This is a genomic window from Pedobacter sp. PACM 27299 (assembly GCF_001412655.1).
Lineage (GTDB): Bacteria > Bacteroidota > Bacteroidia > Sphingobacteriales > Sphingobacteriaceae > Pedobacter.
Genome location: NZ_CP012996.1, coordinates 5,677,765 through 5,689,283, shown reverse-complemented (window position 1 = coordinate 5,689,283; position 11,519 = coordinate 5,677,765). Strand labels below are relative to the sequence as shown.

Here is an 11,519-nt window from a genome sequence, read left to right as displayed (position 1 = left end):
AAAAATAATATGTCAGTTTTCCTGAACGCCTATTTTCCCGATACAGATCCATCGAGTAAAAAACAGGTCGTAGATCCTGGATTAACGAAACGAAGTACAGAATCGGCAGCTTCTCCTTATAAATTGGTGGAAGCAGCCGATATAAAAGGCATGCTGAAAACCAGGATGCCTTTTTCGCATAAAGGCACTTATGGCCATGCTTTACTGATCGCAGGCGCACAAAAAACGATGGGTGCAGCGATCCTCTGCGCGAAGGGCTGCATGTATGCAGGCACAGGTTTGGTTAGTCTTTCCATTCCAGAGCAGGGCTTAACAGCACTAAATAGTACATTGCCAGAGGCGATGTACCTCGAGCGTGCAGAATTACTCAGACCTAGAACATTAACGAATTATAATGCGATTGGCATTGGTCCAGGCATCGGCCGAATGGCAGATAACCAGGAAGTCATGACAGCCATTTTTGCACTGAAACAACCTGTTGTGATAGATGCAGATGCTTTAGTAATATTAAAAGCACATCCGGATATATTCCATCAGCTGCCAAAAGACTCGATCCTTAGTCCGCATGTAAAAGAGTTTGATCAGCTTTTCGGTGCCCATGAAAACTGGTGGGAGCGTTTACAGACTGCCAGAAAAGAAGCTAAAAAAAGAGGGATCATTATCGTCCTCAAAAATCAATATACTTTCATTATTGATCATGAAGCTGACGTGTCTATCAATCAAACGGGAAATCCCGCGATGGCACAGGGCGGAATGGGAGATGTATTAACGGGGATGTTGACTGCTTATCTGGCGCAGGGATATAGTGCGAAAGCTGCGGCATTACTGGCTTGCTATTTTCATGGAAAATCCGGCGATGAGCTGAGCAACACGCATTTCAATGTCACCGCCTCACAAGTTGCGCTGCAGATTCCTATGACTGTAAAAAGTTTAGCTAACTTTTAAACCCCACCCATGGCAATCATCTGATCCATAGTCGGACCAGGGGAACCACCTCTTTTTTCTAAAGTAACCGCAAAAGCCTCAGCACCTGCAATTTCTTTCATTTTCAAAAGAATGTGACTGCTGTCTGCCTTTACATCAAATACACCCAGATCTATCGGTTTTCCTTTTACCAATGCCCACAGTTGATATTGATGCGCTTCATCATTTTTAGGAAGGCTCATTTTAGAGTTGTCCAGCATGACATGGCGGCCAGAAGTATGCCAATAAACCGTCATTTTCGCCTCTGGATCCATTTTCGTTCCCGCTAAACGTACCGTTTTCCAATCCGGATCTGCTGGCATATCTGCGATCGTCTGCAATTCTTTATTGGTTTCCCTCATGTAATTTACCGTAGTGGCAAATCGCTGTTTTTCTTGATTTAAAGCAATGATCTGATTTTTGGCAGTGCCTAATTCCGTATGAGCAGAATAAAGGGCGATACCGGCCACCAGCAGCAAAGTAGCACAGGCTGCCAATGCAATTCGTAAAGATCTTATTTTCGATTCATACCCTGCTGGATGTAAAGGCACAGTTGTCGATTGCTGAGACTCGGCAACAGCTGGAACTACATTCACTGCTGTTTTTTCTCGAACTACCGGAGCTGCAGCACCAATTTTTCCAAGGATGATCGTTTCCAATTCCGCGGAAGGCTCGATGGCATTGTGCATGGCATATTTTTCCATAGCAAGCTCAATTGCAGTAATTTCGGCTTTTATTTCCGGATATTTTGCTGCCATTTCTTGGACTTCATGTTGTTCCTGCGTGCTAAGCTCGCCGAGAACATAAAGTTCTAGTATGCCTGATTCGATATATGCTTTTCCCTCTTCCACCTTAATTAAAATGCTTTCTTAATTCCATAATAGCCATCCGAATACGGGTTTTAACCGTACCTAATGGCAAATCCAATTCCTCTGCCGCTTCGACGTGAGTATACCCTTTAAAATAAACCATACTCAACACTTTGTTGAATTCCGGTTTAAGTGCGGTAACCATGTCTTTCAAACCAATCACATCCGCGTTGAAAGTTGTGTCTTTCTGCGAGTCTATGAAATCTACGTTATTTTCGATGTCTTGGTTTTTATTCGCGTTCTTAAAATCTTTTGAACGGAGCTTATCGATAGCTAAATTCCGGGCAATATTCATCATCCAGGTAAATAGACGCCCTTTTGTGGCATCATAATGATCTGCAGAATTCCAGATTTTTAAGAAAGTTTCTTGTAGAACGTCTTCCGCAACCTCGGTATGGGAGACAATTCTGGAGATGACACCAAACAAGGCAGCTGAATACATATCATACAATGCCTTCATAACATTGGTGTCCTGAGCTTTTAAAGCTAGGATGAGCTGATCTTCAGATAGGGATATTTTCTTTGTCGTCGTCAAGGTCTACTAATATACAGTAATACAGTAGACCTTAACAAGGAAAATTGATAATTTGTTTTTTTTATAGAAGATTTAGATCAAATAGGTGTTTTTCTGCATGATAAGAGGAACGTACTAACGGTCCACTTTCTACATATTTGAAACCTTTGGACATGCCTACTTCTTTATATTTAGCAAACTGATCCGGATGAATCCAATCCAGGACCGGATGGTGATTGCGGGTAGGCTGTAAATACTGACCTAATGTCAGGATGTGAACACCATTGGCTACTAAATCGTCCATCGCTTCATAAACATCTTCTTCGGTTTCTCCTAAACCCAGCATAATGCCCGTTTTAGTTCTCAATCCGAAATCAGAAATGCGTTTAAGACATTCTAAACTTCTATCGTATTTTGCCTGGATGCGTACTTGTTTAGTTAAACGTCTTACCGTTTCAATATTATGAGACATCACCTCTGGTCTTTCCTCCAGTACGCGGTATAAATTGTCCCAGATCCCTCTGAAATCAGGGATTAAAGTTTCTAATGTAGTCTCCGGACTTTCTCTTCTGATGGCTTGTAAAGTCTCTGCCCAGATGATAGAACCACCATCTTTCAGGTCATCTCTATCTACTGAAGTGATCACACAATGTTTCACTTTCATCAGTTTAACAGAATTTGCCACACGATTAGGCTCATCCATATCCACGGCTAATGGTCTGCCGGTGGCTACTGCACAGAAAGAGCAGGAACGCGTACAGATATTTCCAAGAATCATGAAAGTTGCCGTACCTGCACCCCAGCATTCTCCCATATTCGGACAATTGCCGCTTTCGCAAATGGTATGCAGTTTATGCGTGTCTACCAGACTGCGTACTTGTGCATATTCTTTACCAACAGGAAGCTTAACTCTAAGCCAATCAGGTTTACGTTGTACTGTGTTTGCGGAAACCACCGGAAGTTCAATCATAGGACAAAGTTAAGCAATAGGTTTGAATAGTTATAAAAATGGAAGGTTTAACAACGCTAATCTGACAGTTTTAAAAAAATATGTTAATCTTGTGGTCTAAACATTAAAGCGATGGCGACTTCAAAAACAACTTATAAAGGAGGTTTAAGGACAATTTCTGTACATGAACGCTCTGGAAATGAAATCATAACGGATGCACCGATAGACAACCAGGGAAAAGGGGAGGCGTTTTCGCCGACTGATTTGCTGGCTACTTCTTTAGGAAATTGTATGCTGACAATTGTGGGTATTGCTTCCGCATCGCATGGTTTTAGCATTGATGGGGCCACTGCAGAGGTCACGAAGATCATGGCCGAAAATCCAAGGAGGGTTTCGGAAATTGTGGTCAATTTCCAATTCCCTGCAAATGGGTATTCTGATAAGGATAAAACGATCATTGAGCGTTCGGCACATACCTGTCCGGTAGCCATGAGTTTACACCCTGATATCAAGCAAACGGTATCTTTTAATTATTAATCATTTCGGCAACCTCCTCTGCGGAGATGTCGCTGTGTGACGCATCAAGAATGCAATCTCCGTCTTTGATCAATAAGATCTGCGGAGATTCATGATGCACATGAAAGGTTTCCGCGATATTTGCGGAGATCTCTCTGAACGCTACTAAATCAAGAAAATATAAATTGGTAGCTTCAGGGATTGCTTCCCAGTCCAATTCAAACCGTCTTTTTGCCATACTGCTCACCGAACAGCGGGTACTGTGTTTGAAAATTAAACTGTAACCCTCATTATTCTTTATCTCGCTGATCTGTGTTAGATCAGTTATCTGTTTCCACTGCATCAATTTTTTTATTAGGTATTATATTTTAGTCCTTATCTTCTTTTCTGCGGATAAGAACTGTAAGCCGGACAAAGTTTATTCGAGCAGGCTTGCAGCAGCGTAACCGCAGTGCCTACGCAAAGTAATAAAATGACTAATTTTTTCATTCTCAAAAGATTTAAAAAATTTCTTGTACTAAATTACCAATTTTAATACGAAGAAACAAAGCTTTGCTAGACAGTAACTGACAGTTCAGACATTTTCAGTGCAGTAATCGCTGCCTCATCGCCTTTGTTGCCATGTTTACCGCCGGCACGGTCAATTGCCTGCTGTAAATCGTTGGTAGTCAGTACGCCAAAAATTACTGGCTTGCTATGTTTTACACTCACCTGAGTGATTCCATTGGCTACTGCATCACAGATGAAGTCAAAATGTTTGGTTTCTCCTTGAATCACACATCCTAAGCAGATCACTGCATTCAGGTCCTGGTGTTTCTTCAATAGGAGGTCAGCAGCTGAAGTCAGCTCAAAAGTACCCGGTACCGCAATAGAAAGAATGTTTTCTTCCGCAACGCCATGTTCAAGTAAGGTTTTTAAAGCGCCATTATACAGGCTGCCTGTAATTTCTGCATTCCACTCTGCCACCGCAATCGCGATTTTATAGTCCGATCCATTTGGAACAGTCGTGTGTGAAAAGTCAGATAGGTTTTTAAGTTGTGTTGCCATACTGCAAATATAAGTAAAGGGTACAAAAAAAGGCTAGCCGTAATGGCTAACCTTTGTCATAATATTTTGTGAGTCCTATTTTGCCTGAACAGCAGCGCGGGCGATGAATTCATCGATCATAGCTGCTTCCTGACTTTCCGGATATTGAGTTTTAATTTTCGTGTAAGCATCTTCTGCAGATTTGAAATCTTTCAGGTGCTCATAAACCAATCCTAATTTTTTAAGGAACATTGGAGAAGTGAATTTGTTGCTCGCTTTATCAGCTGCTTTTTTGTAATAAGTAGCTGCTTGTTTGAAGTCTTTCAACTCGCTGTAAGCATCACCCAATAAACCTAGTGCCAATGGATCTGCTACCGGACTTCCTGTTTCAGAATATTTACCCAAAGCTTCAGTTGCTTTTTTGTACTCGCCTTTACGCAAATAAATACCACCTAAATAAAGGTTAGCTAAGTTGGCAGATTTGGTGTTGTCGTACTCTTCCGCAATTTTTTCTAAACCTGGATAACCACCATCGCCATTGATTGCTTTATTGGCAAGAGAATCTACTCCAAGAAACTGTTCTGCTTTATACATTTTTGCCGATGCTTCTACTGCTCTGTCTTTTAGATATACATTTTGATACCAAAAGTAGATCCCAATTAATAGCACTACAGCGCCTGCAATGAACAAAAGGCTTTTTGAATTTTCTTCTAAAAAGGAACCCTTTCTAACCGGGTGACTCGTTTCTTTTTCTGTTGTAGACATTTTATTTAAAAAAATTAAGGATTGCAAAAATACATTTTTATAGGAAAGTATCAACCCCTTTCGAAGGATTTCTTAAACTTTGTTGCCTAAATGGTTAAACAGAACTACCTGATGGTTAATAATCTACTGCATAGGGGCTAAAACGTAGTTTAGAGGGCAAATGATAAATGGAGCGCAGCAGATGAAAAATAAATGACACGGTCACTTTACTATATGACAAAGCTAAACGGTAACTTTGCTCCATACAACTATGTGGTTAAAAAACATTACACTCCTCAATTTTAAAAATTATTCTGACGCCAGTCTAAGTTTTTCCAAAACTGTAAATGCGTTTGTAGGGAATAATGGCGCAGGGAAAACCAATTTACTAGATGCCATTCATTACCTGTGTTTATGTAAAGGATATTTCAATCCCATCGACAGTCAGCAGATTAAAACTTCTGAAGATCTTTTCCTGATCCAGGGAGATTTTGAACGCGAGCAGAAAAATGAGAAGATCACCTGTGGGGTAAAAAGAAATCAGAAGAAACAATTCAAGCGGAATAAAAAGGAGTACGATAAACTGGCCAATCACATCGGTTTATTTCCATTAGTGATGATCTCTCCCTATGATACCACCATTATTATGGAAGGCTCTGAGGAGCGAAGAAGGTTTATGGACAATGTGATTTCCCAAACGGATGCCCATTACCTGGATGAACTGATCCTATACAACAAGCACATGGGGAACCGAAATGCGCTGTTGAAGCAGATCGCGGTGACCAGGAGTTACGATCCAACTTTATTAGAGATCTACAATGAACAGCTGGTCCTCTCCGGTAATAAAATCTTTGCCAAACGGGAGCAGTTCATGACCGATTTTATTCCTTTATTTAATAAATATTATCAGTACCTGACGGATGATAAAGAGGAGGTGAGCCTCACTTATTTAAGTCAGTTGAAAGATACCCCTTTTTCAAAACTCCTGACCCAGTCTATCGAGAAAGATAAAATCCTTGAACGTACCACTACCGGTATTCACAAAGACGACCTGATCTTTACCATTACGGCAATGCCTTTAAAGAAGTTTGGTTCTCAGGGACAGCAGAAATCTTTTTTAATTGCTTTGAAATTAGCACAGTATGCTTATCTTCAGAAGTTTAAAGGATTCAAGCCTTTGCTGTTGCTGGATGATATTTTCGACAAACTGGACGACAGCAGGATGCACAAGCTGATGGAAATGGTATCTCACCATGACTTCGGGCAGATTTTTATTACAGACACCGGTAAAGAACGGGTACTGGCAGTATTCGAGAAGATCGATGTAGCAGTGACCTTGTTCGAAGTAAATAACGGAGCAGTAGAAAATGCGTAAACCTAATGACATCACCTTAAAAGAAGGAATCGGCAAATTACTGAATGTGTACAAGCTGAAAGGGAAGTTCGACGAAACGACTATTATCGCCTTATGGCCGGAACTGATGGGTGTAGCTATTGGGAACCGCACCACGCAGATCTACATTTTTCAAAGAAACTTTTTGTGAGAATTGAGTCTTCGGTGATCAAGAATGAATTGATGATGGTCAGAACCGGGATCATTGAAAAATTAAATGAACGTGCCGGTTCTGAAGTAATCACAGAAATCGTGTTTTTATAAGGATTAATCTCCGCCTCCGCCAAATATCCGGCTCACGAGCCAGATCAGCAATGCCAATACCAATACAACAACGATAATGCCGGTCCATACGCCAGCTTTAAAAATGCCTTGTACCAGTTCACAGCTCATGAGCGTACTGGAAAGCAAAGCCACAAGTGCCAGTGGGAAATATCTTTTTGCGATCATAGGTTTTTCTTTACCTCTAATAACAAAGCAATTTCCCAATGGTTTTCTGGCGGTTTATTTACCGTTTACTTTCAAAAGTTCTACTTCGAAAATTAAAGTGCTGTAAGGTGGAATGTCTGCACCTGCACCACGCTCACCATAAGCAAGGTTGTAAGGGATAAAGAACCTGTATTTTGAACCTGCAGGCATCAATTGGATCCCTTCTGTCCATCCTTGAATTACGCGGTTTAATGGAAGAGAAAGCGGCTCGTTTCTATCGTAAGAGCTGTCGAACTGTTTTCCATTCAATAAAGTACCTTTATAATGTGCCAATACCGTGTCTGTAGCTACCGGCTTAACGCCTGTACCTTCCTGAAGCACGATATACTGTAAGCCACTAGCGGTTTCTTTTACGCCTGGCTGTTTCTTATTGTTTTCTAAAAATGTTTTTCCTTCGTTGATCATGGGTAAGAATTTCTTTTTGCTCAGGCCGTTAAATAGGTTGCTGATGGGTGTTTGTGATTGTTCTTTGCTAATTAATAATGTTTTTCCTTCGAGTGCATCCTTCATTCCTTTGATCATCAGATCGTAGTTTAAAGTAGTCAGCCCGTCTTTCTTCATACTGCCTGCCATATTAGCGCCTAAAGCATAACTGGCCGAATCCAGGTTGTTTCTAAAAACTGGTTTTACCGGGCCTTTAGCCGCTGTTTTTGTGGCTGTAGCTTTTTTTGCCGGACTCGCCTTTGTTCCTTTTGTTTGGGCCATAGCCGCCAGACTGCAGCATGGAAGTAATAAGGTAATCAAAATTTTTTTCATCAATGCTGTTGTTTTTATAAAAGGGTTTGCCTGTTCGGGACATACCCAATGGTTTATTTGGAGGGGAAAGGTACAAAGTATCCTGAAATTTTTTGTAAAGTTTGATCAGACCTGCGGTAATTAGGTTAGAATGCTGGCCTGAGGATGGCACTTCTGGAGGGGAGGAATCACCGTAATTGGACTCGGGAAGAGACCTGCTTTCCTATAGCTTCAGGAGGGGGTTCGGTTAGGGTTGGGATAGCAAAGACTAAGGCAACCCTACGCGAACCCTAACCGAACCCTCTGCGAACCCTATTGTAAGGCACTTCTCTTCCCGAACACTTCCCGACTACTTTTCCGCTTTTTTCAGTAGGTGTCTGATACTGAAATGACTTGTTGATTTAGGCTAATTCTTGTGGTGATTACTGATGCTGTTTGTTTAGCCTTAATTGATTCCTGAAATCATTTGATGCTAGAAAAGTGGGCTAAAAAAAAATAAGCACCCTGATCAGGATGCTTATTTTTTATTTTCCGCTTAGGGAATACTAGAAACGCTCAGCAGCAGTAAAGAAGAAATCTCCTTCGATTTGTGCATTCTCGTCTGAGTCAGAACCGTGAACTGCATTTGCATCAATAGATTTTGCATATTTAGCACGGATCGTACCTTCAGCTGCATCAGCTGGGTTAGTTGCACCTATTAATTTTCTGAAATCTTCAATTGCATTGTCTTTTTCTAAGATCGCAGCAACGATAGGTCCTGAAGACATAAAAGATACTAAATCTTTGTAGAAAGGACGTTCAGCATGAACTGCATAGAACTGACCAGCAGTTTCTTCAGTCAATTTAGTATATTTTAAAGCAACGATTTTGAAACCTGCTGCAGTAATGTCGTTGATGATTGCGCCGATATGTCCGTTTGCAACAGCATCAGGCTTAATCATGGTAAATGTTCTGTTTGTAGTCATCTTATTTCAATTTTTTTGCAAAATTACGTTTTATACTGTTAATATTATAGCATCAAATATAATAGGCTCCAATTAATCATTTAATCACTAGCTTTGCAGTGAAAATTATGCTATCTGTTCCTGAATTAAAATCACTGCTGGCAACGCCGCAAAAAATAGTAATCACGACCCACCATAAGCCTGATGGCGATGCGATGGGCTCATCTTTAGGCTTGTATGCCTATCTGATCCAGAAAGGACATCACGTTACCGTGATTACGCCTACGGATTATCCCTACTTTTTACATTGGCTTCCTAACAATTCTGATGTCATCATTTACACAGAACAACAGGAGAAATCTGCGCAGTTAGTTGCAGAAGCTGCCATGATCTTTTGCCTGGACTTTAACACGCTGAGCAGGATCAATGAATTGGGAGAATTGGTGAGGGCGTCCAATGCTTATAAATTGATGATCGACCACCATTTGGATCCGGAAGATTTTGATGATTACCGCCATTGGAGTATCAATGCCTGTGCAGCAGCACAATTGGTTTATGATTTTATTGTGAATGAACTGGAAGATGGTCAATTCATGAATAAAGACATTGCCACCTGTTTATATACCGGTATCATGACCGATTCTGGCTCTTTCCGTTTCCCTTCCGCAAATTCTACAGTATACCGCATTGCGGCTGATCTGATTGATTTGGGAGCTGAGCATTGGAAAATCCACCAATTGGTATATGACAATGCGACGGAAAACCGCCTGCGTTTCCTGGGTCATTGCTTGAGCAATAAACTGGAAATCCTGCCTGAATTCCATACTGCGATCATCACCGTGACCAAAGAAGAGTTGAAATCTTTCCAAATTCAGACCGGTGATACAGAAGGTATTGTGAACTACGCACTGTCGGTAAACGGGATAAAATTAGCTGCATTTATTATTGAAAGAACTGATAAAGTTAAATTATCTTTGCGCTCCACCGGAGATTTCCCTGCAAATGAAATTTGTAAGAAATATTTCAATGGTGGTGGACATAGGAATGCTGCAGGTGGTTATTCAGATCAAAATCTGGCAGATACCGTAACGACTTTTAAAGCGTTACTAGCAGACTATAAAACGCAATTATTACAGTAAAGGCTATAACCTGTTGAGGTGAAAATAAAAGAAGGCTCGCCTTCAGTATAGAATAAAAAAAATTAAATAAAAAACAAAAACTTAATAAACCACATGAAGAAAGGTATCGTAATTCTTTTCGCAGCAACACTTGGATTAGCTGCTTGTAACCAATACAAAAAAGGTCCGGGTGGCCTGATGTACACCATTCACAAAGATGGTGGAAAAGATAAAATCAAAGAAGGTGATATTGTAAAATTGAACTTTATTCAAAAAACTGAAAAAGACTCAGTAACTGTAAATACCTGGGATATGGAAGCACCACAAGTGTTCCCTGTACAGAAAAAAGTATATGCAGGTGATATGAATGATGTATTGACCATGTTTGGAGAAGGCGATAGTGCTACCTTCAAATTGGACTTAGATACCGTAGCTAAATATTCTGGTCAGCCAAAACCAGCAGGTCAGAAAGATAAATACCTGATCTTTACGATTAAAGTAGAAAAAGTACTGCAAAAAGGTAAAGATGAGGCTGACTCAACTTTCCAGAAAAAAGCAAGAGAGTTTTTTGAAAAAGACTACAAAGCAAACATTGAGAAAATGAAAGCTGCTGAAGCTGGTAAAATCAAAAAATATATCGCTGATAACAACCTTAAAACTACCACTACTGCTTCAGGATTACAATATGTGATCAGCAAACCAGGTAACAACGAAAAACCTGTTTTAGGGGATACCATGATGGTAAACTATACTGGTAAATTAACGACTAAAAAATCTGACGGTAAAGATAATATCTTCGATACCAGTGATGAGAAAATCGCTAAAGAATCAGGTAAACACAATCCAATGGCTACTTATGGTCCACGTGCGATCACTTTAGGTAGAGCAATTCCAGGATTTGATGAAGGTTTACAATTGATCGGTAAAGGTGGTAAAATGACCATGATCATTCCTTCAGCTTTAGCTTATGGCGAAGGTGGAATGCAGCAAGGTGGTATCAGTCCTTTCGCTCCATTAGTATTTGAAGTGGAATTAACAGACATTAAAAAACCAAAAGCTGCCCCCGCTGCAACGCTGACTCCAGCAACAGCTGCTCCGGCAAAGAAAAAATAATTAAAAGAAATACATCAAAAAAAGGCTGCATTATCTATAAGGTAATGCAGCCTTTTTTTTTATCGTTATTTTATAAGAAAATTATTTTGGTTTTGAAATGATGCCTATTGCTATGTCGTATAAATATTGTAAAGGAAGGTCTTGAT

16 protein-coding genes are annotated in these 11,519 nt (G+C 40.4%); 7 read left to right on the top strand and 9 right to left on the bottom strand.

The window, feature by feature from the left end:
• Window positions 1-9: 9 nt before the first annotated feature.
• Entirely contained in the window at window positions 10-945 is a 936-nt protein-coding gene (locus tag AQ505_RS23950; protein ID WP_062550492.1) for an NAD(P)H-hydrate dehydratase, read from the top strand.
• On the opposite strand, the gene AQ505_RS23945 is transcribed toward AQ505_RS23950, so the two are convergent.
• The 3 genes from AQ505_RS23945 to lipA all read right to left on the bottom strand — a co-directional run bounded on the left by AQ505_RS23945 (window position 942) and on the right by lipA (window position 3,316).
• On the bottom strand, window positions 942-1,721 hold the full coding sequence (locus AQ505_RS23945; protein ID WP_231634972.1) for an anti-sigma factor: 780 nt from the start codon (window positions 1,719-1,721) through the stop codon (window positions 942-944). The genes AQ505_RS23950 and AQ505_RS23945 overlap by 4 nt on opposite strands.
• Window positions 1,722-1,815: 94 nt before the next feature.
• Window positions 1,816-2,367 (bottom strand): RNA polymerase sigma factor, encoded by a 552-nt coding sequence (locus tag AQ505_RS23940; protein ID WP_062550490.1) that lies wholly within the window; start codon window positions 2,365-2,367, stop codon window positions 1,816-1,818.
• Between the two features lie 61 nt (window positions 2,368-2,428).
• Window positions 2,429-3,316 (bottom strand): lipoyl synthase, encoded by an 888-nt coding sequence (gene lipA, locus AQ505_RS23935; protein WP_062550489.1) that lies wholly within the window; start codon window positions 3,314-3,316, stop codon window positions 2,429-2,431.
• 111 nt (window positions 3,317-3,427) lie between these two features.
• Here lipA and AQ505_RS23930 point away from each other — a divergent pair, with 111 nt between their 5' ends.
• Entirely contained in the window at window positions 3,428-3,832 is a 405-nt protein-coding gene (locus AQ505_RS23930; protein ID WP_062550488.1) for an OsmC family protein, read from the top strand.
• Here AQ505_RS23930 and ytxJ read toward each other — a convergent pair.
• The 3 genes from ytxJ to AQ505_RS23915 form a co-directional block, all read right to left on the bottom strand.
• A complete protein-coding gene (gene ytxJ / locus AQ505_RS23925) occupies window positions 3,822-4,154 on the bottom strand; it encodes a bacillithiol system redox-active protein YtxJ (protein ID WP_062550487.1) in 333 nt (110 codons plus the stop codon). The two genes, AQ505_RS23930 and ytxJ, sit on opposite strands and share 11 nt — an antisense overlap.
• A gap of 212 nt (window positions 4,155-4,366) precedes the next feature.
• On the bottom strand, window positions 4,367-4,858 hold the full coding sequence (ribH, locus tag AQ505_RS23920; RefSeq protein ID WP_062550486.1) for a 6,7-dimethyl-8-ribityllumazine synthase: 492 nt from the start codon (window positions 4,856-4,858) through the stop codon (window positions 4,367-4,369).
• A 75-nt stretch (window positions 4,859-4,933) separates the two neighbouring features.
• A complete protein-coding gene (locus tag AQ505_RS23915; RefSeq protein WP_062550485.1) occupies window positions 4,934-5,602 on the bottom strand; it encodes a tetratricopeptide repeat protein in 669 nt (222 codons plus the stop codon).
• A gap of 250 nt (window positions 5,603-5,852) precedes the next feature.
• Between AQ505_RS23915 and recF the strand changes: the two genes are divergently transcribed.
• Genes recF through AQ505_RS27275 form a run of 3 tightly spaced genes read left to right on the top strand, consistent with a single transcriptional unit; the run spans window position 5,853 to window position 7,238 of the window.
• A complete protein-coding gene (gene recF, locus AQ505_RS23910) occupies window positions 5,853-6,956 on the top strand; it encodes a DNA replication/repair protein RecF (protein WP_062550484.1) in 1,104 nt (367 codons plus the stop codon).
• Window positions 6,949-7,125, top strand: a complete 177-nt coding sequence (locus AQ505_RS27280) for a hypothetical protein (protein WP_335337976.1) — start codon at window positions 6,949-6,951, stop codon at window positions 7,123-7,125. The genes recF and AQ505_RS27280 overlap by 8 nt, the downstream gene beginning before the upstream one ends.
• The gene (locus tag AQ505_RS27275; protein ID WP_335337975.1) at window positions 7,122-7,238 is read left to right on the top strand and encodes a DciA family protein; all 117 of its coding nucleotides are present in this window, start codon (window positions 7,122-7,124) and stop codon (window positions 7,236-7,238) included. Before AQ505_RS27280 ends, AQ505_RS27275 begins: the two co-directional genes overlap by 4 nt.
• Before the next feature lie 3 nt (window positions 7,239-7,241).
• Here AQ505_RS27275 and AQ505_RS23900 read toward each other — a convergent pair whose 3' ends face one another.
• From AQ505_RS23900 to AQ505_RS23890, 3 genes are all read right to left on the bottom strand, one after another.
• A complete protein-coding gene (locus AQ505_RS23900) occupies window positions 7,242-7,424 on the bottom strand; it encodes a hypothetical protein (protein ID WP_062550483.1) in 183 nt (60 codons plus the stop codon).
• Window positions 7,425-7,478: 54 nt separating this feature from the next.
• Window positions 7,479-8,219 (bottom strand): FKBP-type peptidyl-prolyl cis-trans isomerase, encoded by a 741-nt coding sequence (locus AQ505_RS23895; RefSeq protein WP_062550482.1) that lies wholly within the window; start codon window positions 8,217-8,219, stop codon window positions 7,479-7,481.
• Between the two features lie 524 nt (window positions 8,220-8,743).
• Window positions 8,744-9,163, bottom strand: a complete 420-nt coding sequence (locus AQ505_RS23890; protein ID WP_062550481.1) for a nucleoside-diphosphate kinase — start codon at window positions 9,161-9,163, stop codon at window positions 8,744-8,746.
• A 107-nt stretch (window positions 9,164-9,270) separates the two neighbouring features.
• Between AQ505_RS23890 and AQ505_RS23885 the strand changes: the two genes are divergently transcribed.
• Together AQ505_RS23885 and AQ505_RS23880 are read left to right on the top strand one after the other, a co-directional pair.
• Complete coding sequence (locus AQ505_RS23885) at window positions 9,271-10,281, top strand: DHH family phosphoesterase (protein WP_062550480.1); 1,011 nt, start codon at window positions 9,271-9,273, stop codon at window positions 10,279-10,281.
• Between the two features lie 93 nt (window positions 10,282-10,374).
• On the top strand, window positions 10,375-11,373 hold the full coding sequence (locus AQ505_RS23880) for an FKBP-type peptidyl-prolyl cis-trans isomerase (RefSeq protein WP_062550479.1): 999 nt from the start codon (window positions 10,375-10,377) through the stop codon (window positions 11,371-11,373).
• Window positions 11,374-11,519 lie beyond the last annotated feature (146 nt).